Genomic DNA, 22106 nt, shown 5'->3' with positions numbered 1-22106 from the left:
CCTTGGCCAACGAGCATCATGGAACAGCCTTCCACCCCTGCGCGTCCCACGCTGCGTGTGACCGATGACCGTTCCTTCGTCGAGACCGAAGCGGCCCTGGAGAAGACGGGCCGGGTCGAGGAGCTGATCCGTCTGTACGAGGGGCGCTCGCGGGACGTGCCCACGGACGAGGCGACTCGCCTGCTCTGCCGCGCGGCGGAGCTCGCTCACGAGCGGCAGCGCAACGCGCCGCGCGCGGAGGATCTGCTCAAGCGGGCGCTGCTGGTGGCCAGGGACCCGATGCCCGCGTTGCGAGGTCTCAAGCGACTGCATGAGATCCGCCAGGACTCGTCGTCGCTGGTGGACGTGCTGGAGCGGCTGGGCGCCGCCACGCAGGGGGAGGAGAGCGCGGGCCACTACCTGAAGGCCGCGGACCTGTACGAGCAGAAGCTCTTCCGTCGCGATCGCGCGGTGCTGTGCCTGCAGCGCGCGGCGCGGGTGAAGCCGGACCGCGCGACGTTCCGGCGGGTGCGCCAGCTGTTGTTGTCCGAGGAGCGCTTCCAGCCGGCCTTCGAGGCGCTGCAGCGCGAGCGCGCGGCGCTGGGCGACGCGGGGATGGCGGAGGAGTACGCCGCGCTCGCGGAGCGGCTGGTGGATGACCCCACCGAGCACGCGCTGGCGCAGCAGGTGCTGGACGTGGCGCGCGAGCTGGACCCGCAGAACGCGCGCGCGGAGAAGGCCACGCGGGCGATGCAGCGCTTCGAGCAGGTGTGGCGCGACAAGGTGCGCATGCTGCGCGGCATGTCGCTGGAGGAGCGCGACCGCAAGAGCGCCGCGCGCCTGTCGCTGCTCGTGGCGAAGCTGTTCGCCTGGTACGACCCGGGGTCCACCGCGAAGGTGAAGGAGGCGTTGGATCGCTGCTTCCTGTTGTGGCCGGGCATGCCCGAAGCGCTCACGCTCATCGAGCGGATGGCGGCGCGCGCGGGTGACCACGGGCCGGCCATCGCGCAGCTGGAGGCGATGGCGGGCGAGGCGAAGGACCGCACGGCGCAGGTGGACCTGTGGCTGCGCGTGGGCACGCTGAAGCTGGGGCGGATGAACGACTCCGCCGGGGCGCTGGCCGCCTTCGAGAGGGCCGTGGCGGCGGACGCGTCGCGTGCGGACGCGGCCAGCCTCGCCGCGGAGCTGATGCTGGGCCAGGAGCGCTACGCGGACGCGGTGGCCACGCTGGAGCGCTACCTGGGAACGGTGAAGGACCGCTCGCAGCAGGCGAGCCTGCGCCTGCGGTTGGCGGACCTGTGCATGCAGCAGCTGCAGGACGCGGACGCGTCGCGCGCGCACCTGGAGGCGGCGCTGAAGCTGGAGCCCACCAACGCGCTCGCGGCCTTCCAACTGTCGCGCCTGCTGGCGGAGGACGAGAAGTTGGACGAAGTGCTGCCGCTCCTGGAGCTGGCCATGCTCGCGCCGCGTCCGCGCGCCGAGCGCGTGGCGTTCTGTGAGGCGCTGGCGCTGATGTTCGAGGAGCAGGAGAACGCGCGCGGTGCCTTCGAGGTGCTGGCGCGCGCGCTGGAGCTGGAGCCGGGACGGCCGCTGCTGCTCAACACGGTGGTGGAGCACGCGGAGAAGGCCAACGCCCAGCCAGCGCTGGCGCACGCGCTGCTGCGTGCCGCGCAGGGGGCGACGCCCCCGGCCGTGGCGGTGGCGCTGTGGCGGCACCTGGCGCAGCTGCTCCAGGGGCCGCTGGCGGATCCCGTGCGCGCGGAGGCCGCGTGGCGCGAGGTGCTCTCGCGCGTGCCGGGAGACTCCGCGGCGAGCGAAGCGGTGAAGTCGCTGCAGGCGGTCGCCGCGCTCGCGGATGATCCGAAGACGCGGCTGGAGACGGACATCGCGCGGCGTGAAGCGTCCGGTGCGTCGCCCGTGGAGCTGGAGCCGCTGGTGCGCCAGTGGGTGCAGCTGGCACCCGAGGACACCCAGGCCTTGCAGCGGTTGCAGGCGCTGTGCGTGGCGCTGTCGAAGTTCGACGAGGCGGCGACCCTGGCGGGCAAGCTGTCGACGCTGTCCGAGTCGCAGCTGGAGCGCAACGAGTGGACCGCGCGGCAGGCGAAGCTGTACGCGGAGCGCCTGAACCGCCAGGAGGACGCGGCGGACCTGTTCCTGGCGCTGCTGGCGGAGAACGTGTCCACCGGCGTGGTGGTGGGGGGGCTGGAGCGGCTCGCGGCTGGCGGCGTGCGCACGCCCGAGCTGACCGAGGCGCTGGCGAACCACTACGGTCGCACGGGTGATCATCAGCGGCAGGTGGCCGCGCTCCAGCAGCAGCTGGACTCCACGACGGACGCGCCGACGCGCAAGCGCTTGCTGACCGTGCTGGCCGGCATCCACGAGAAGCAGCTCGCGGACAGCCGCGCCGCGTTCGATACGCGGCTGCGCATGGTGCGCGAGGAGCCCAAGGATGAGTCGGGCCGCGCGGAGACGGCGCGCCTCGCGCGCGACCTGTCCGCGCACGCCGAGCTGGGCCGGGTGCTGCGCACGCTCGCCACGGAGTCCGAGGATCCGGTCCTGGCCGTGCAGCTGCTCTCCGAGGCGTCGGTGCTGGCGGAGGAGGGTGGGATGGCGGCGGAGGCCATCACCGCGCTGGAGGCCGCGCTGTCGCGCTCGCCCGAGTCGCCGCAGGTGCTCCAGCGCCTCGTGCGGCTGTATGGGCGCGCGGGCCGGTCGGCGGACGCGGAGACGCTGCTGCGCAAGCGCATCCACGCCACGCGGGGCCCGGAGCGGTTGGAGCTGCTCCTGCGCCTCGTGGACCTCAACGTCGAGCTGGGCCGGCCGCAGCAGGCCGCGGAAGCGCTCCAGTCCGCCATCACCCACGGTGGCGAGGAGGGCCGGCACCTGTCGCGCCTGGCGGAGCTCTACGAGAAGGCGGGCATGAGCCGCGAGCTGGGGGACACCCTGGCGCGGATGATTGGCCTGGCGGAGACGGCGGGGGACGCGGACCACGTGTCGCGGCTGAAGCTGCGCCGCGCGCAGCTGTTGCAGGGGTCGCAGGACGGCAGCGCGGAGGCGGTGCAGAGCTACGCGGACCTGCTGCGGCAGCGCCCGTCGGATCCGGACGCGCTCGCGGCGCTGGAGGCGATGCTGGCCTCGGGCCCGTCGCGCGAGGCGGCGGCGCGCGCGCTGATTCCCGCGTACGAGCGCACCAAGGAGCACCGCAAGCTGGTGGCGACGCTGGATGTGCTCTCCGAAGTGGCGCGCGATGACGCGGGGCGGGTGCAGGCGCTGCGCTACGCGGCCCAGGTGCACCTGGCGCACCTGCGGCAGCCGGAGCTGGCCTTCGCGTCGCTCGCGCGGGCGATGCGTCTGGCCCCGGCGGACGCGGGCCTGCGGGCCGCCGCGCGACAGGCCGCGGAGGACGCGGATTCGGTCGACAGCTTCGCGGAGATCCTCGTCGAGCTGACGGAGGAGGGCGATATCGGTCAGTCGCGCGCGGCGCTGCTGCGCGAGCTGGCGGAGGTGCAGGAGAAGAAGCTCGATGACCGGCCCGGGGCGGTGAAGGCCCTGCGCGCGTTGCTGGAGCTGGAGCCGGGCAACCTCGACAGCCTGCGGGCACTGCAGCGGCTGCACCGCGCGGGTGAGGAGTGGGCGGCGCTGGCGGAGGTGCTGGAGAAGTTGGCCGCTGCCACGCAAGAGCCCGCGGATCAGCTCGTGTGCCTGCGCGAGGCCGCGCTCCTGCATGAGGCGAAGCTCACCGACAAGGAGAGCGCCGCTTCCGCGTGGCGTGCCATCGCGGAGCGCGACCCCGCGCAGCGCGAGGCCGCGACGGCGCTGGACCGTCTCTACACGGACCTCAACCGTCCCAAGGACCTGGCGTGGACGCTCGCGCTGCGGCGCAACCAGGAGGGCCAGAGCCCGCAGGGGCGTGAGGTGTCGTTCCGCCTGGCGGAGCTGTTGCGCACGGTGCTGGACGACGCAAACGCGGCGCTGGGGCTCTACAAGCGCATCCTGACCGAGGACCCCGGCCACCCGGGCGCGAGGGCCGCGCTGGAGGCTTGGGTGAAGGCGGCGGTGCCGACCAGCGGCGCGGCGCTGGAGGTGCTGGACAAGGTGCTGGCGCAGGTGGGCGACCATGCCCGCCGGGTGGCGCTGCGCGAGACGCGGATGGAGTCCGCGCTCACGGTGGAGAAGATCATCCTCGCCGGGGAGATTCGCCGCATCTACGAGCGCGACATGCAGCAGCCGTCGCTCGCGTTCATGGCGTCGGTGAAGGCGTTCGCCAACGGCCTGGACCGCGAGGGCGTGCGTCCGGACCTGGAGCGGCTGGCGCGCGAGACGGGCAGCCACGAGGTGCTGGCGGAGATCTACGAGAGCGCCGCGGTGGACCTCACCTCCGGTGACCCGGTGGCGTTGGATCTGCTGCGCCGCGCGGCGGAGCTGCGCGAGGGACTGGATCAGCCCGAGGAGGCCACGCGCCTCTGGAAGAACCTGTTGGCGGACGCGCCGCAGGACCGTCAGGCGCTGGAGGCGCTGTCCCGGCTGTACGAGAAGGGCCAGAACGCGAAGAGCCTGTCGGAGGTGTACGCCCGCCAGTCGCAGCTCGCCACGGATCCGGAGACACGGCTGGGCCTGCTGCTCAAGGCGGGCGAGGCCTACGCGAGCGCGGGGGAGGACGCGAAGGCCATCGAAGTCCTTCGCTCCGCGCTGGCGCTCAGCAAGGTGCCGGAAGGGCTGCTGGCGCTCGACAAGCTGTACGCGAAGACGCGCCGCTTCGTGGAGCAGGCGGACGTGTTGGATCAGCTCGCGGAGCTCGCGCCGGATGAACCCGGCCGGCGCGCGTACCTGCTTCGCCGCGCGCAGCTGCTGGAGAAGGAAGTCGGTCCCTCCGAAGCGCTGCCGGTGTACCGCCGGCTGCTGGAGCTGTCGCCGGGCGACAATCAGGTGGTGGCGGGCCTGGAGCGCCTGCTCGCGCACGACAGTCCCCGGCTGGAGGCGGCGCGGCTGCTGGAGCCCGTCTACCGCGGCCTCAACGACACGCGGAAGCTGGTGGACGTGCTGGAAGTGCTCCTGCCGGGTGTCCCGCCGGAGAAGCGCCTGGAGCGGCTGCAGGAGATCGCCATCCTGCGCGAGGGACTGGGCCAGACGTCGCTGGCCTTCGTCGCGCGCCTGCGAGCGTTCAACGAGCAGCCGTCGGAGGCGGGGGTTCGTGACGAACTGGAGCGGCTCGCTGCGGACTCGGGCTCCTTCGAGGAAGTGGCGGCGGCCTACGAGGATCAGCTGGAGCGCGACCCCGCGGAGCCCCTGGCGGGCGACCTGTGGCGGCGTCTGGCGGCCATCTATGACAACCGCCTGAAGCGCTATGACCTGGCGGTGCGCGCGCTGGAGCAGGTGAGCCGGCGCGACCCGATGAACAAGCCGGTGTTGGAGGCCATCGCCCGCGTGCACCGTCGCACGGGCGCGCACCGGGAGCTGGCGCTCGTCATGCGCCGGCAGGTGGCCGCGGAAGTGAACCCCTCCTCGCAGATCAACCTGCTCTTCGAGCTGGCGCATCTGGCCGAGGAGACGCTGGCGGACAAGTCGCTCGCGGCGCAGGCGTACCGTGAGGTCCTGGAGCGCCGCCCGGAGAACGCCAACGCGCTGAAGCTGCTGGGCCGCGTGCTCGCGGACATGGAGCGCTGGGCGGAGCTCGCGCAGCACGTCGAGCGCGAAATCCAGATGGCGGATGCGCGCGACGCGCAGGAAGAGGCCTCCGACCTGCGGGTGCGCCTGGGGCGCCTGAAGGTGTCTCGCCTGGATGATCCGCGTGGCGCCCTGGAGCTGTATCAGGCGGTGCTCGCGCGGCGCGCGGGCCACCCGGGCGCGGTGGGGGCGTTGGAGGAGCTGGCGCGCTCGGACAGCCCGCTGCGTGGCGCCGCGGCGAGCGCCCTGGAGCCGATCTTCGCGTCGGTGGGCAACCACCTGAAGCAGGTGGAGATGCTGGAGTCGCGCGCCTCCGCGGAGGCCGTGCCCCAGGAGCGGGCCGCGCTCCTGCGCCGCATCGCGGAGATCTACGCCTCCGCGCTGGAGAACGCGGAGATGGCGTTCCTCTCCGCCACGCGCGCGCTGCGCGAGCTGCCGGAGGATCCGCGCTCGCTGGAGCTCTGCGTGTCGCTGGTGGACAAGGCGGAAGCGCCCGAGGAGCTGTGCGCGGTGCTGGCGGAGGTGGCCCCCAAGGCCAGCGACGCGGCCCGCGCGGAGCTGTACCGCGCGCTCGCGCGGCTGCAGGTGGACCTGGGCGAGCCGGCGGAGGCGCTGCAGTCGTGGAAGCGCGTGCTGGAGCTCAAGCCCACGGACAACGAGGCGCTGGATGGCACCGCGCGGCTGGTGGCCTCGCAGGGCCGTCCGTCGGAGCTGCTGGAGGTGCTGCGCCGTCAGCTCGCGCTGTCGGAGGAGCCGTCGCGGCGCGCGGCGGTGCTGCACCAGATCGGCGCGTTGCAGGAGGAGCAGCTCAAGGATCCGCTGGGCGCGCTGGCCACCTTCCGGCGGCTGCTGGAGCTTCAGCCGGACGACGCGGTGGCGCTGTCGCGGATGGACGGGCTCTGCCAGAAGCAGGAGCGTTGGCCCGAGCTCGCGGACGTCCTCGCGCGGCGCATCGCGCTGATGCCGCCGGAGGAGGGCCTGGAGCTGAAGTTCCGCCTCGCGACGGTGCGCGAGTCCAAGCTGCTCGACAAGACGGGCGCGCTGTCGCTGTACGGCGAGGTGCTGGCCGTGCAGCCCAACCACCCGGGCGCGGTGGGTCGCATGGAAGCGCTGGTGGCGCGCGAGCCCCAGAACCTGCTCGCGGTGGAGACGCTGCTGCGCGCCTTCCGCGCGAGCGGCGACGTCATGCGGCTGGCGCAGCTGATTGAAACGCGCGTGGGCGTGTCTCCGGACGCCATCGAGCGCAAGCAGCTGCTCGGCGAGCTGGCCACGCTGCGCGAGACGCAGGGCGAGGGGGAGCTGGCCTTCCTCGCGCTCTACCGCGGCTTCAAGGAGGACCCGAACGACAGCGAGGTCCGCCGCCGCCTGGAGAACGCCACCGACGTCGCGGGCAGCTACGACGAACTGGTGGTGCTCTACGAAGAAGCCCTCCCGCGCATCGCCGAGGCCGCCGACGCGGCCCAGGTGTGCCTCAAGCTGGGGCAGGTCCTGGAGACGCGCCTCCGCGATCCGGACCGCGCGGTGTCCTACTTCGAGCGTGCGCGCACGTTGCACGCGTCGGTGCAGGAGCGGTCGCTCGTCGCGTTGGATCGCCTCTACCTGCACCTGGAGGCGTGGCCGGAGCTGGCCGGCGTGATGGAGGCGCTGGCGACCGGCGCGGCCAACCCGGTGGACAAGATTGGCTTCCTCTTCCGCCTGGGGCAGCTCTACCAGGAGCGGATGGACAGCCCGGATCGCGCGGCGGGGGCCTACGAGGCCATCCTCGCGCTGGATCCGGGGCACCTCGCCTCGGCGCGGCTCCTGGAGGGCATCTACGAGGGCGCGGGCGCCTCTGAGAAGCTCTACGGCATCCTGAAGCTCCAGGCGGACAAGGTGTCCGGCAGCGAGCGCGACCGCGTGCTCGGGAAGATGGCGCAGGTGTCCGCCGAGGGGCTGTCCGACCTGGGCCGCTCCATCGAGCTGTACCGCGAGCTGCTGGCGAAGAACCCGCGCAACGAGCAGGTCTTCTCCGCGCTGGAGTCGCTGTACGAGCGCGCCGACCGTCCGCAGGAATTGCGCGAACTGCTCGAGGGCCGTCTGGCCCACACGTTGGACCCGCGCGAGGTGGTGCGGCTCAACGAGCGGCTGGGCCGCGTGGTGTACCGCCTGCTCAAGCAGCCGGACGCGGCGGTGCCGTACTTCAAGGCGGCGCTGGACCGCGACGCGCGACACCGCGGCGTGCTGGACACGCTGCGCGAGCTGTACGACGAGACGGGCCAGCGCGAGGAGTTGGTGGGCGTGCTGCGTCGCCTCATCCCGCTGCAGGAGAACAGCGATGGGGTGAAGGCGCTGCGCCTGCGGATGGCGGAGGTGCTCGCGGGCATGGGCCGGCGCGAGGAGTCGCTGGACGCGGCCCGCCGCGCGCTGGAAGTGGAGCCGCACGTCGTCTCCGACCTGGAGCGCGTGTACGCGCTGTCCGTGTCGCTGCGCGCGTGGAACGACGCCGTGCGGGCCCTGGAGCTCAAGGTCCAGGTGCACCTGGCGACCGAGGAGCGCGACCCCGCCATCGCCGCGTACTTCACCGTCGCGGAGCTGTGGGAAGGGCAGGGCGGCAAGCCCGAGCTGTCCGCGGGCGCGCTGGAGAAGGTGCTGGAGCTCGACCCGGCCAACCGCACCGCCTACGAGCGCGTGTGCACGCTGTACCGGACGCACAACGACTGGCGCGCGTACGCCACGGTGATGGACCGCTACATGCCCAACCTCGTCACCGACGAGGAGAAGCTGGCGGCCCTGCGAGAAATCGCCCGGGTGCAGGAGGAGCGTCTGGGCCAGAAGGACGTGGCCTTCCTGGCGCTGTGCCGTGCGCTGCAGCTGGATGCGACGGAGGACGCGCTTCGCGAAGAGGTGGAGCGCCTCGCGGATGAGACGGGCAGCCACGAGGAGCTGGCGGCGGTCTACGAGGAGGTCGCGGACGAACTGCCGAGGGGCCCGCTCGCGGAGCGTCTGTACGCCACGCTCGCGCGCATCCATGACACGCGCCTGGATGATCCGCAGGCCGCGGAGGCCGCGTTCCGCAAGATCCTCGAGTTCGACCCCACCAACGCCACCGCGCTGGATGGTCTGGCCGCGGTGTTCCAGCGGCGTGGGCGGGACCGGGAGTACGTCGTCGCGCTGGAGCAGAAGCTGGAGGCCGCGGGCTCCATCGAGGCGCGCAAGGGCATCCTCAAGGAGATCGCCCGGGTCTGGGACGAGACGTTGGAGGATCCCACCGAGGCGGCCAGCGCCCTGCTTCGCGCGCTGGAGCTGGAGCCGGACCTGGAGACGCTGGGCGTCCTGACGCGCCTGTACCGGCGTGGAAACGCGTTCCGCGACGTGACCACCACGCTGCTCCGGGCCCGCGATCTCGCGGCCTCCAACGAAGAGCGTGCGCGCATCCAGGTGGAGGTGGCGACCGTCTACGAGCGCGACCTCAAGGATGATGAGTCCGCAGTCTCCGCGTTCCGCATGGCCTTGGAGTTCGACCCCGTCAACCGTGAGGCGCTGGAGTCACTGGAGCGGCTGCACACGCGGTTGGATCAGCCGGCGGACCTGCTCGCCATCTACGAGCGGATGCTGGAGCTGAGCCAGGACTACCGCGAGAAGGTCCGCGTCCTCTTCCGCAGCGCGACCATCTGGGAGGACACGTACCAGAACCCGGCCAACGCGGACGCATGCGTGGAGGGCGTGCTCTCCATCGACCCGCAGAACGTGCCGGCCATCAAGTCCCTCATCCGGCTGCGCCGCGCGCAGGCCCGGTGGGAGGACCTCATCCTCGCGTACGAGCGGCAGCTCGCGCTCGCCACCAGCCCGCAGGAGCAGGCGGAGCTGTACGTGGAGATCGGCAACGTCCAGTACCAGCAGCTCAAGGTGGTGGACCGCGCGGTGAACAGCTACCACGCGGCGCTCGCCACGGACCCGGAGTCCCGTCAGGCGCTGCACGCCCTGGGCAACCTCTACGAGCGCAGCGGCAACTGGCCCTTCGCGCTGGAGATGCTCCAGAAGGAAGCGGAGGTCGTGGGCAGCAACCCCGCGGCGGTGGAGCTGTGGCACCGGCTGGGGAAGATCAACGAGGACATGCTGTCGGACATGTCGAGCGCGCGGAACGCGTACCAGCAGGCGCTCGCCATCGACCCGGGCCACCTGCCCACCATCCGCGCCCTCAAGGGCATCCAGGAGCAGGAGAAGGACTGGGGCGGTTACGAGCAGACGCTCTTGCAGGAGGCGCAGCAGACGGATGATCCGGCGGCCAAGGCGCGCGCGCTGCTGGATGTCGCGCGCTACCACGCGGAGACGCGTGAGGACCGCGAGACGGCCACGCCCTACTGGGAGGAGACGCTCAAGCACGTCCCGGACAGCCTGGAGGCCGCGCGCCCGCTGGCGGACGTCTACATCGCGCGCGAGGACTGGTCGTCCGCGGAGCGGATGCTCGACATCGTCACGCGCAAGATGGCGGAGAAGGCCATGGCGGAGAAGGACGCCGCCATCGCGCAGGACCTCTGCCGCCAGCTCTACCGGCTGGGCTACGTGACGGAGAAGCTGGGCCGGCGCGACAAGGCCCTGGCCTCGTATGAGAAGGCCTATGGCCTGGATGCCACCTACCTCCCCTCGCTGGAGGGCTACGGCAACCTGCTGGTGCAGGCGAAGCGGTACGAGGACGCGCTCAAGGTCTTCCAGACCATCCTCATCCACCACCGCGAGGAGCTGACCGACCTGGAGGTGGTGGAGGTCTACTGGCAGCTGGGGGACGTGCACGCCGCGCTCGGCCAGACGGACCGCGCGCAGAACCACTTCGAGAAGGCGCTCGCCATCGACCCGCAGCACGAACCGACGCTGCGCGCGTTGGTGACGCTGATGGACAAGGCGGGCCGCTACGAGAAGTCCGCGGAGCTGCGCCAGGATCTCGTCAACAGCCTGGAGGGCGAGGCCAAGGTCAAGGTCTACCTGGAGCTGGGCCGCATCGCGCGCGACGAGCTGCACGACCCGTACATGGCCATCGACGCGTTCACGGGCGCCCTCAAGGTGCAGCCGGAAGCGCCGGAGGTGATGGACGCGCTCTACCGCCTGCTGCGCGAGACGCGTCAGGGCCAGAAGGCCGCGGACGTGCTGGGCCGCATGCTGTCCCTGTCCGCACTCACCTCCGAACCGCACAAGGCCAAGCGCGTGTGGTTCGCGCTCGGTGAGATCCGCCGCGACGAGCTGAAGGACGTGGAGGGCGCGACGCAGGCCTTCAACGCCGCGCTCGACCTGGACCACCGCTTCGTGGAGGCCTTCAGCGCGCTGGAGGCGATGCTCGGCGGCGCGCGCCAGTGGAAGGTGCTGGAGGAGAACTACACGCGCATGCTCGCGCGCCTGCCCAAGACGCCGGATACGCACCCGGCGCGCATGACGCTGTGGCGCGCGCTGGGCGACCTGTACCTCCAGGTGCTCAAGCACCCGGAAGGCGCGGTGGCCGCCTATGGCGTCGCGGCGAAGGGGCTGCCGGACGACGCGTCCATCCAGGAGTTGTTCGCGGAAGTCGCGGGGCAGATGCCGGGCCGTGAAGAAGAGGCCATCGTGGCGCTGCGCCGCGCGCTGCCGCACACGGAGAACGCTCGCAAGGTGGTGGGGCACCTGGTGCGGCTGTCCGCGGTGCGCAAGGACTACGACGCCGCGTGGCTCGCAGCGCAGGCGGTGTCAGGCCTGCTGGGCGAGGCAGGCGAGGACGAGCAGGAGATCCTCACCAAGCTGGGGCCCTACGCGAAGAAGAAGGAACTGGCGCAGCGCCCGCTGACGGACCGGCTGTGGCAGACCGCGCTCTTCCACCCGAAGGTGCGCGGGCCGCTGTCGGAGCTCCTGGGCCTGCTCTTCGAGAAGGCGGGGCACCTGTACGCGGTGCCCTTCCCGCAGTACCAGCTGGTCCCCAAGCGCCACCGCATCGACGTGGCGACGGCGCAGGAGTACCACGTCAACCACTACCGCTACGTCGCGCGGCTCTTCGGCATGGAGGCGGTGGAGCTGTACTCGCCCTTCCTCGTGGCCACGCGCGAGCGGTTGGCGAAGCGCTCCAACGAACCGGCGCCCGAACCGCTCGTCAACGTGGACTTGCTCCAGACGCATCCCGCGTGCGTGCGTGTGGGCGGCAAGTACTTCGCGGAACAGGGGCAGAAGGAGGTGTACTACCTCCTGGGTCGTACGCTGGCCCTGGCCCGTCCGGAGCTGGCGTTCAGCCAGCGCGTCGCGCCCGAGCGGCTGGAGGCCGTGGTGCAGGCGGCGCTCAGCCTGGTGGTGGGCAACGTGCGCTTCACGGTGGATCCGCGCCTGGTGGACGCCGAACGGCAGCTGCTCCAGAAGAGCCTGAGCGAGCCGGACCGGGCCGCCCTGGCGAAGGTCGCGCGGGCCTACCTGCCCACGGCGACGCCGCAGGATGTGCGCACGTGGCTGGAGGGCGCGGAGCTCACTGCGTCGCGCGCGGGCCTCTTCGCCGCGGGCGAACTGGAGCCCGTGCGCCGCATGGTGCAGGGTGAGACGGGCTCGTCGTTCCGGGTCGTCCCGCGCACCAAGCTGCGGGAGTTGCTGGTGTTCGCCACCTCCGAGGACCTCCACGAGCTGCGTGTGGCCGTTGGCACACACGTGGAAGTCCAGGTGCGAAAGTAGGGCCCTCAGACCGGGGCGAGGGTTCACGCGTTGAAAGCAGGCGGGCGTTCGAGGCCGGCGTCCTTGATCTCACCCGGTGGCCACTTCTACGATTCCGACGGGATTTCGCCCGTCATTTCTGAGGCTTACGGGAACGATGCGTTTCGTCTGCGACAGCTGCCGCGCCCAGTACATGATCAGCGACGACAAGGTTGGCCCCAAGGGGGTCAAGCTTCGTTGCAAGAAGTGTGGTCACACCATCCTGGTGAGGCCCGCAGGAGCATCGGCGGCGAAGGAGGGAGGGGCGGAGGCTGCCGCGTCGCCGGAGGCCAAGAGCGGCGGGGCGGATGCGAATGCTCCGCGCATCGTGGAGTCGTCCGGCACGGGGCTGCCCGCCACGCTGGGCACGCCGCCGGAGGGCGGCCTCTTCACCGACGTGGAAGAGGACGAGATTGGAGCGGTCTTCGACCAGGTGCTGAGCACCGGCTCGCAGAAGATCAAGGCCGCGGAAGCGGAGGCGGAGGCCAAGGCCGCGAAGGCGGAGGCGGTGCGCAAGCTCGCCGAAGCCGAGTCCGCGGAGCCGTCGCCCGAGGACGCGAAGGCCGCCTCGTCGCATGAGTGGTACGTCGCCATCGACGAGAAGCAGGTGGGCCCCTGGTCGGTGGAGAAGGTGAAGGACGCCTGGGACCGAGGCGAAGTGGGCCCGGACAACCTCTGCTGGCGTTCGGGCTTCAGTGACTGGATTCCGCTGTCGGAGACGGCGGAGCTGGCGTCGGTGCTGGCGCCGCGGCCGGCCAAGCCGGTCATCGTCGCGCCCGCGCCGGTCTCCACGTCGTCGCCGGTGATTCCCGCGGGGCCGGTGGAGTCCGCCTTCAGCGCGGGCAGCTCCCGTCCGGGCCTGGGTGGCAATTCGGCCGTGGCCGAGGAGCCGGTCGGCTGGAAGCCCTCAGCCGCGAGCGTGCTGGCCTCGCTGGTGAAGGAGGAGAACGACGCCCTCACCAAGCCGCCGCCGCGTCCGGCGCCCTCTCTGGAGCGCGAGCCGGTGTCGCAGGCGCGTCTGCTGGATGTGCCCATGCCGCCGCCGGAGCCGGTGTCGTCGCCCGCGATGGCCGGGGCCATGATGGGAGGCGCGCCGGGAATGGCCGCTCCCTCGGCCTACGCACCGCAGCCGCCGCAGGGGTATGCACCGCAGCCGGTGCAGCCGTACGCGCAGCCGCAGCCGGTGGCCTATCCCCCGCAGCAGGCGCAGATACCCTACGGACAGCAGCCGCAGGGCTACCCACCTCAGGGGTATCCCGCGGCCTATCCTCCGCCCGCGGCGGCACCCACGGGTGGCAAGGGTCGCACGGTCATGCTGATCGCGGTGACCGCCGGGGTGCTGGTGATGGCCGGTGCCGCGGTCGTCGTCGTGGCGCGCGGCAACTCGTCCGAGCGCCCCGTGGAGCCGCCGGCCCAGGTGGCGACCGCACCGACTCCCAAGGTGGAGCTGCCTCCCATGCCGCCTCCTCCCGCGGCCGTACAGCCTCCGCCCGCGGCGGTGCAGCCCACGGCGCAGGCGACCCCTCCGGCCCCGGCGCCTGGCGAGGGTGCTCCGGCGACCGCGGCGGTGACACCTGCTGCCGCTACCGCTGGCACCGCCCCTGTCGCCGCGGCCACACCTCCCGCGACCGCTCCGGCCGTGGCGGTGGCTCCGGCCGCGACTCCGCCTCCGCCCGTCGCGGCGGTGCAGCCCGCGGTGGCGCCGAACATGGGCACGGCGGTCGCGCGGGTGGACTCGCGCAACCATCGCAAGACGGGTTCCGGCAGCAGCCGTGGCTCCCAGCGTGATGAGGACGATGGCGACGCGATCACGGTGTCGAAGCCTTCGAGTTCGTCATCGTCGTCGTCCGCGTCGAACTCGGGGGGCGGGGACGACGACTTCGACGAGCTGTTCGGCACGAAGAAGGCCGCGTCCAGCGCGAAGCCGGCGGGCAAGCCGACGGCGACGGCGTACATCCCGCCCGAGCCTGGAGGCGGCACGCCGGAGCGCTTGCAGCAGTCGGACATCATGCAGGTGGTGCTGAACAACAAGCCCGCCATCGTGAAGTGTGTGAACGAGCAGAAGCAGAAGGATCCGTCGCTCAGCGGCAAGCTGGTGATGCGCTGGACGGTCCAGACGAGCGGCAAGACGACGGGCGTGTCGTGCCGCACGGACGAGTTCCGCACGAGCTACATGGCCACGTGCATCACGGGCCTCATCAAGGGATGGGCCTTCCCGAAGCACCAGAAGCAGGGCGACCCCATCGATTTCCCTTTCACGTTCTGAGAGCCAGGAGCGACATCGCCGTCACGTATGACGGCGATGTCGTTGTGCCGTGCGTCTGGACTGTGTGCTTTCGTGAACAGTGAATTTCCCAGGGCTTGAGGCGTTGGAACGAGGGTCGACACTCGTTGACACGTCTGGAGCGAGAGGACTAAAGCCCGCTCGACTTGAACCCCGGTGTCTGGAGTCAGGTGGCCGGAGACACCGGGCGACGTAACCCATCCAGGAGGAAGTCCCGAATGCAGCTTCGCAAGATGATGGTGATGCTCGCCGCACTGAGCACGATGAGCCTGGCGCTGACGGCCTGTGGCGACGACACGACGCCGGGCGTCGAGTCCTGTAAGGCGGACACCGACTGCTCCACCGGCTACTGCAACACGGCCGCGAGCGTCTGTATGACCACGTGCGACAGCGGCTCGGACTGCCCCGACACGGAGAAGAACTGCGCCGTGCTGGCCGGGTCCACGAGCCCGCAGAAGGTCTGCCAGTGCCAGACGAACCAGCTGTGCAACAAGGACAGCTCCACGAGCCTCGTCTGCGGCACCGTGTCCAAGATCTGCGAGGAGCCCGGCTCCACCACGGGTTGCACCAAGGACACGGACTGCGCCACCGGCAACACCTGCAACATCTCCACGGGCGTGTGCAGCCCGGCCGCGACCACCTGCACGGGTGAGGGCAAGGCGACCTGCGCGTACGGCTCGGCCTGCTACAGCAACACCTGCTCGGCGCCCCCGGCCCCGACCTGCCAGAACTACGACAAGTTCACCAACAAGGCGGCGCTGGGCACCACGGGGCCGATCATCTTCAGCGTTTCGACTGTTAGCGGCGCGGTCGATAGCTTCTGCGATGCGAGCGCCCCCAAGCGCGTGAAGATCAAGATCTCGGCCTACTCCAGCACGGCATTTCCGCAGACGGCTGCCGAGCTGAATGGCTTCCTCTACGTGCTGGTCGATGGCTCCACGAAGACCCCGGTCATCAGCACCTCGTCCGGAAACTACACGGTGACTGGCACCAACCGGGAGCGCGCGGACATCATCGCCAACATCTGCGTGTCCTCGACGAGCACCACCACCTCCCTTGGGTACTACTTCACAGGCGGAAACTTCTTCTGCCACCAGGCCAGCTACTAGGCACTGGCTGATGGGGGACTGAGTCCAGGCCCCCATGTAGTTCACGGCATTCGGAGCCCCGCCCAGGAATCATGGGGCGGGGCTCTTCGTTTCCGTCCCATTTGAGGTAGCAGGCCATGCTGGTTGAGCCCGTCCTCGGTGCGGATGGGAGCCATGAATTTCATCTGGCGCTTTCCCGTCTTGTCGGATGCGCGCACGGGCATTCCGGCGACTTCGAAAAGGAGACTCCATGCAGTCCAAGACGCTGATGCAGATGTTCACCCTGGGCTTGGCTCTCGCCGCTCCGGTCGCTTTCGCCGGCGAGTCCGCCACCCAGCTGACCTGCCCCCAGGGGACCAAGCAGTCCGGCTCCAAGGAGGAAGGGCTGTTCTGCCGCAAGAGCGAACTCGCGGGTGGCAGCTTCGTGGCAGAAGGGCCCTATCGCTCGTTCCATCCGAACGGCAAGAAGGCCGCGGTGGGGCAGTACGCGAACGGCTTCAAGACGGGCACTTGGTATTTCTACGACGAGGCGGGTACCCAATACGGCAAGACGGAGTTCCGTGAGAGCAACTACCATGGGACGCGGACGCTCTACTTCGCCAGCGGGAAGCCGCACTTCATCGAGCAGTACCAGAACGGGCTGAAGGATGGTGTCGTGCAGGAACTGAGCGAGGACGGCAAGGTCGTCCACGAGAGCCGCTTCGAGAAGGGCAAGGAAGTCGCCGTCAAGTAGCCACGGGGTTGTGGTCATGAGGGCCCCTGCCTGCTCCCAGGTCGGGGCCCTTCTCATTGCGGGGCTTTCCCTTGGGGCTCCAGCCGGATAGGAACAACGCTGTGAAGGCCCCCTCCCTCGCACCAGTCCTACCCGCTGTCCCTGTCTGCACGGTGCCGCAGATGGGCTTGCGCGAGCTTGAGCGCATCCGGCTCATCCTGAGAGGTGGATCCGTCATCGACTGGCGGCGAATGCACTTCCAGACCCGGGACGAAGTTGACCGGTTCCTGCGCCTCTGCCAACTCGACGTATCGCGGCCCTATGACGATGCCTGGGGCCGGACGGTGCTCGCGGACGCGGTGGAGTACCTGCGCAAGACCTTCGACTACCGAGTCGCGGACGCGGTGGCTCAGCCGGAGGAACTCCATGATCTCTTCCTCTTTGCTTCGGGCGCAAAGGGACTGGCACGCTACCGGCGGATTGCCTGCATCGTCCTGAAGGTGATGCATGTCATCCAGCACATCGAAGGGCGTGACCTGCTCTTCCGGTTGGCTGCCTCCGAGGCTGAACTGGCTGAGATGGTCACGGAGAAGGTGCTGGGCGTCGCGAAGGAGATGAAGGAGATGGGGCTGCCCATCGTGGAGTTCGCCCACTCCATCAAGACGCGCGACTCCCTGGTCACGAAGCTGATCGCCAAAAAGGAGACGGTCGCCGCCCAGGTGTATGACCGCACTCGGTTCCGAGTCATCACCCGGAAGCGGGAGGACCTGCTGCCGGTCCTCTACTTCCTCACGCAGCGCCTGTTCCCCTTCAACTTCGTGGTCCCAGGCCAGACGGAGAACACGCTACTGCCGTTCAAGGGGCTCCTGGCTGAGAACCCCCATTTCGAGCAGTTCATCCCGCAGCTACACCTGGACCGCGACTTCGAGGACCGCGAAGACCGGACTGGCAATGCGTTTTCGGGAAGTTCCTACCGGGTGCTCAACTTCGTTGTGGACCTTCCCTTGAGGATGGATCCGTATCTTCCTCCGCCTGAAAGTGACACCCGTCCTCGTAAGGGACGGGTCACCTTCGCCTTGGTTGAGTTCCAGATCGCGGATGAGGAGACGGCTCGCACCAACGAAGTCGGGGACAACGCTCACGAGAGCTACAAGCGCAGACAAAAGCGGCGAGTGCTCAACCGCCTGAGCCGAGGATTGGTTGTTCCGAAGCGTCAGTAATGAGTTTTGGCCGGTAGTAGCTCACGCGCCCGCATCGTTTGGCGCAGACCCGCAGAGTGCGAGCGAATCGGAGTGCACATCCGCCAGCCTCAGGGATGTGCCTCCGCTTATGGCGTGGTGACGCAAGTCTCGTTGCCGTCAGAGAAGAAAAATCCCGCTGTGTAGTTCGTAGTTTCGCTGGGAAGGCAGAGGCTGACGTCGAAAGTGATGTGTTGGTTATTGGTTGCCGTCATGATGTTTTGGACGGCTGTCACACTGATCTGCCCTCCCGATGGGGTGACAAAATAGAACCGACCATAGAATCCGCTGTTGGATGTCGGCAGGTCGGCCACGGGCGAATAGGCCTTGAGGCGGTAGCGCGCCCGCTTCGTCAATGGAGTTCCGCAGAAGTTGGGGTCAGGAGCAAAGCTGAGCACCGTGGCGGAATAGATGACAGGCCCTGTCGACGTATTGGCATCCCAACTGGTTCCATGAGTCATGAAATTGGTGCAGGTGGGGAGCGGAGTTGCTACGCATTTGCTGGTGGTGACGAGGCAGTATTCACCGTAATTACAAATCCCGGGTTGGCCCTCGCTCTTTGCGCAGGTTTCTCCGATTGCGAATGAACTTGACTGTGTGTTGGGTTCGCTTTGTGCGTCTCTTGGGAGCAGGTCGGGGCCACATCCAGAAGTCAAAATGATTGTTGCCAGGAGTGCTCGGGTCGAATGGCTCTGCTTGATGTTCATTGTGTCTCCGTGTTGGGCGTTCTGTGTTTTTTGGAGTGCTGCTAAAAGTTTGGGCCGCATGTCCCTCATTTCAGGAATCTAGGGGCTGGAATTTATCGGACACGATGGGGGGGAGGTCATGCTCCGATAAATACATTTTCTGGAAATTCTAGTTGTTGAGGTGGGAGACGTAGATGCTGGCAGAGGTGGTGTCTTCCTCGGTCCATGCGACGATTGGTCGGCCCGCAGTGGTCATTGAAGCTGCTGGTCCAGAGGCTGGTGCGCTGGTTTCGGGTAATGCATTCAGCTGTTGGGGAATGATTTGCCAGGTGCCTGAGATCCAGCGACCAACAAAAATGCTCCGTCTGGCGTCGAGGATTCCACTCCATGTGATGGTGTATGGATTTCCCTTGGTCATGCTCAGTACGGGGTTTGTGTTTCCTGTTGCGGGTGTATCGAGCTGCCTTGGGGATGTCCAATACGTGCCCTCCCATCGAGACCAGTAGATCGAACCGCCTGCCCCTGAACCTGAGGGGGCTTCTGACCAAGTGATCCAAGGGCGGTTGTTGCTGTCGAGCGCGATAGACGGGGTGGCTGCTGCTGTGCCCAATAGGCTGTTTCCTGATGGTGCGGAGTCGTTTTCAGCAACCTCGATTCCTATGCGGCCATTGCCAGTGCCAGATAGGTCAAGAAAGTTGTATGCGACGACTGTTTTTGTTCCGAGGCTCGATGTGGAAAAGGAATAGACCCGGGGAGACTGTTGCGGCCTTGGTAGCGCGTTGCGCGCCCATGATTGGCTGCCGGATGCGAGTTGGTAGTGTCCAATTTCCGCAGTTCCTTCGTTTGAGTTGAGTGCGTAAAGATGCAATGTGCCATTTGATTCTGAAGCCATGGATGGAGCGGATATGGCATAGTCGCCAGTTTCCAGGGGGATCGATGGTAGGGCCTCCCATTCGTTACCCGACCACTGGCGAGCGAAGATGTGTTGAGCATCGCCAGTGCTAGACTTCTCCTGCCACGCAACGATGGGGCGACTAGTTGCGTCGATGAGAAGCGTTGGACGCGTTGCGTCCGTCCCTGCGCCGCTCAGGCCACTCAATCCGCCACCCAACATGAGCCACTCAGTCCCCGTCCAGCGCGCCACATAGATGTTCTTGGCCACGCCATCCGATTCCGTCCAGGCAATCACTGGCTGGTCATTGCGGTCCATCTTCAGCACAACATCCTCCGCGGACGTCTTTCCTTCCACGGCGCTGATAGCTCCACCGAGCGGCAGCCACGTTGGCACCGTGAATGTCCATGCCGGTGCGGTAGGCACTCCATTACCGGCCAGGTCCGTGAGGGTGCCCACCAGGGCCGCGAGATCCACGGAGACGGTGTCAGGCGCCACCAGCGGATTGCGCGGAGTGACCGTGAGGGTCTTCCCATCCACGGAGAGCGCAACTGACTTGGAGATGGCGATACCCGCGCCAGTCTTGAGCCCCACGGCCGCCTCTGTCACCGAGTGCGGATTCATCGGCTCGCTGAACGTCACCTGGATGGCGTCGTGGACCCCGACCGTCGCGGCGTTGCTGGCCGGGAGATAGGTCGTCACGGTGGGCGCCGTCCTGTCGACAATGACGGTGCGGGGGGCACTCGCGAAGAGCACGCCACCCCGGGTCGCACGAATGGACAACTCGTAGCTGCCCTCCGCTTCTTGGGTCGTGTCCCAGGTGAACGAGTACGGGGAGCCCGTGGGCTTCACCAGGACACTCGAGCCCTTCAGGATCTCCACCGCGTCCGCGGCGCCTCCTTCCACCGTGAACTGGAGGAGGAGCGGACCTCGGGTGTAGGCCTTGCCGGGCGTCGGTAACCGTCCGGCCAACGACGTGCCGGAAGGATTGAAGGCGGACTACGACCGTGCTCGGCGGGCGCCGCGATGCGCGAGCTGTTCAGGGACTGAGCTGGAGGGGTGAATCCGGTGGGTCAGCAGCGCGTCGCCACTTCCACTCGTGGGGTAGCAGTTCACCGATGCGCGAGTGAGGGTGTGTCTGCACGCGCAGCAGCACGTCAGCGAGGTAGGCCTCGGGATTGACGCCGTTGGCCTCGCAGGTGGCCACCAGGGCGTAGAGGCCTGCGAGGTTGGCCCCCGCGGCCTCATGGCCGACGAAGAGGAAATTCTTTCGGCCCAGGGCCGCCTTGCGCAGCGCGGCCTCGGAGCGGTTGTTGTCCAGGGGAAGGCGCGCGTCGGAAGCAAAGCGCGTCAGGGCGTCCCACTGCTTCAGGGCGTAGCAGAGGGCCTGGCCCATGGGGCCCTTGGGCAGGTGGCGCGGGGCCTGTGCTTCCATCCACGCGCGCAGTGCCGTGAGGATGGGGAAGCTTTGCTGCTGGCGCAGCTCGCGGTGCGCGTCCGTGCGTACGACGCCCGCGTCACGGGCCAGCGCCTCCACCCGGTAGAGGGCGAGGATGAAGTCCAGGGCCTCGCGGGCCTCGGGCGCGGTGGGCAGCGCGTCGAAGAAGCGGCGACGCACGTGGGCCCAGCACCCGACGCGCACTCGGCCCTCGGGCAGCGTCACCGCGTTGTAGCCGGTGTACGCGTCCACCACGAGGGCCCCCGTGGTGCCGCCCAGGACTTCCTTCGGCGTCTTGCTGGCCCGGCCCATGCTGAAGCGGTAGCCGATGAGCCACTGCCCCGCCTCATTCTGGGTGAGGAAAGTCCAGAGGTAGCCCAGCTTCGTCTTCTTCACGTCCAGCACGCGCAGCGGCGTCTCGTCGGCCCACACCACGTCCGCGGACGCAATGCAGTGCAAGAGGTGCTGGGACAGCGGCAGCAACACCGAGGCGGCCTGGTGGAAGAGGTCCGTCAGCGTGCTGCGGCTCATGGGCACGCCACTTCGCTCCACCCGCTGTGCGAGTCGGTGCAGGGGCATCGCGTCGGCGCACTTGGAAACCACCACGTGGGAGAGGAAGCCGGGGCCGTACTCGCCCCTGTCCACCACCCGGACCGGAGGCGGGGCCGTGACGACGCCCCGGCCGCATGCGCACGCCAGCACCTCCTGCACGTGCACCTGCTTCTCGAATCTCGCGGGCACGTATTCGTACATCACCGAGGTGCGGCCCTGGCCCAGCGGCTTCAAGTCCTCGCCGCCGCACGCCGGGCAGTGGCGCTCCTCGGCCGGCACCGCGTGGCGAATCTCCCGCGCTGGTGCCTCCTCGGCCTTACGGGCGGCCCGCTCGCGCCGCTTCTCTTTCGCGGCCTCCGCCCGGGCCGCCGTCGAGTCCGCGTCCTTACGCAGCTCGGCGGCCACCGTGGGCAGCTTCTCCGCCCTCCGGCCAAAGACGTGGCGCTCCAGCGTCGCCATCTTCGCCTCCAGCGACGTCAGGCGCTCCTTGAGTTCCTCGGCCTCCTCACGCCAGGGGCAGAAGTGGTCCTGTGGAAGGTCGCGGGGCACCTGGCCTCAACACGCCACCGCCGTTCAGCGTCCCGGACCGAGTGCATCAGGTGCCTGTGCGCCCGGGAGGCGTCCAGGCGGGCTGGCGCCTCACCTGGGCCACGTCGATGCCGTCCAGCAGCATCGCCAGCTGCGTGGCGTCCAGCGTCACCGCCTGCGCGCCCGCGTCCACCGGCGGTAGCCGGAATCTCCCCGTCTCCAGCCGCTTGTACAGCAGCACGAAGCCGCCCCGGCTCCACGTCAGCACCTTGATGCGGTCCCCTTTGCGCGAGACGAAGGCGAAGAGGTGCCCCGAGTAGACGTCCTCGCCCCAGGCCGTGCGCACCAGCGCCATCAGCCCGTCAATCGACTTGCG

9 protein-coding genes are annotated in these 22106 nt (G+C 68.9%); 5 read left to right on the top strand and 4 right to left on the bottom strand.

The window, feature by feature from the left end:
• Window positions 1-18 precede the first annotated feature (18 nt).
• From GTY96_RS29750 to GTY96_RS29730, 5 genes are all read left to right on the top strand, one after another.
• Complete coding sequence (locus GTY96_RS29750) at window positions 19-12294, top strand: tetratricopeptide repeat protein (protein WP_161666502.1); 12276 nt, start codon at window positions 19-21, stop codon at window positions 12292-12294.
• A 136-nt stretch (window positions 12295-12430) separates the two neighbouring features.
• Window positions 12431-14578, top strand: a complete 2148-nt coding sequence (gltJ, locus tag GTY96_RS29745; protein ID WP_161666501.1) for an adventurous gliding motility protein GltJ — start codon at window positions 12431-12433, stop codon at window positions 14576-14578.
• Window positions 14579-14814: 236 nt separating this feature from the next.
• Complete coding sequence (locus GTY96_RS29740; RefSeq protein ID WP_161666500.1) at window positions 14815-15705, top strand: hypothetical protein; 891 nt, start codon at window positions 14815-14817, stop codon at window positions 15703-15705.
• A 229-nt stretch (window positions 15706-15934) separates the two neighbouring features.
• Window positions 15935-16417 carry a toxin-antitoxin system YwqK family antitoxin gene (locus GTY96_RS29735; RefSeq protein ID WP_161666499.1) on the top strand — a complete coding sequence of 161 codons (483 nt, stop codon included), beginning with the start codon at window positions 15935-15937 and terminating at the stop codon, window positions 16415-16417.
• 101 nt (window positions 16418-16518) lie between these two features.
• The gene (locus GTY96_RS29730) at window positions 16519-17616 is read left to right on the top strand and encodes a TIGR04552 family protein (protein WP_328701054.1); all 1098 of its coding nucleotides are present in this window, start codon (window positions 16519-16521) and stop codon (window positions 17614-17616) included.
• 107 nt (window positions 17617-17723) lie between these two features.
• Here the strand turns inward: GTY96_RS29730 and GTY96_RS29725 are convergent, their stop codons facing one another.
• The 4 genes from GTY96_RS29725 to tnpB form a co-directional block, all read right to left on the bottom strand.
• A complete protein-coding gene (locus tag GTY96_RS29725) occupies window positions 17724-18341 on the bottom strand; it encodes a hypothetical protein (RefSeq protein WP_161666497.1) in 618 nt (205 codons plus the stop codon).
• Between the two features lie 148 nt (window positions 18342-18489).
• Complete coding sequence (locus tag GTY96_RS29720; protein ID WP_407926987.1) at window positions 18490-20184, bottom strand: Ig-like domain-containing protein; 1695 nt, start codon at window positions 20182-20184, stop codon at window positions 18490-18492.
• A 67-nt stretch (window positions 20185-20251) separates the two neighbouring features.
• Window positions 20252-21751: an IS66 family transposase gene (gene tnpC / locus GTY96_RS29715; protein WP_161666495.1), complete on the bottom strand. Its 1500-nt coding sequence runs from the start codon at window positions 21749-21751 to the stop codon at window positions 20252-20254.
• Window positions 21752-21797: 46 nt separating this feature from the next.
• Window positions 21798-22106 (bottom strand): IS66 family insertion sequence element accessory protein TnpB (tnpB, locus tag GTY96_RS29710; protein WP_161666494.1); only part of this gene is annotated, 309 nt, incomplete at its 5' end.

The sequence above is a fragment of the Corallococcus silvisoli genome (genome assembly GCF_009909145.1).
Classification (GTDB): domain Bacteria; phylum Myxococcota; class Myxococcia; order Myxococcales; family Myxococcaceae; genus Corallococcus; species Corallococcus silvisoli.
The sequence above is the reverse complement of the archived record's forward strand: the minus strand, read 5'-3'. Positions and strand labels throughout refer to the sequence as shown.

Excerpts from the sequence above, each read along its gene's own strand:
- GTY96_RS29725 (WP_161666497.1), bottom strand. The coding sequence starts at position 18,341 with ATGAACATCAAGCAGAGCCATTCGACCCGAGCACTCCTGGCAACAATC.
- gltJ (WP_161666501.1), top strand. The coding sequence starts at position 12,431 with ATGCGTTTCGTCTGCGACAGCTGCCGCGCCCAGTACATGATCAGCGAC.
- GTY96_RS29750 (WP_161666502.1), top strand. The coding sequence starts at position 19 with ATGGAACAGCCTTCCACCCCTGCGCGTCCCACGCTGCGTGTGACCGAT.
- GTY96_RS29735 (WP_161666499.1), top strand. The coding sequence starts at position 15,935 with ATGCAGTCCAAGACGCTGATGCAGATGTTCACCCTGGGCTTGGCTCTC.
- GTY96_RS29740 (WP_161666500.1), top strand. The coding sequence starts at position 14,815 with ATGCAGCTTCGCAAGATGATGGTGATGCTCGCCGCACTGAGCACGATG.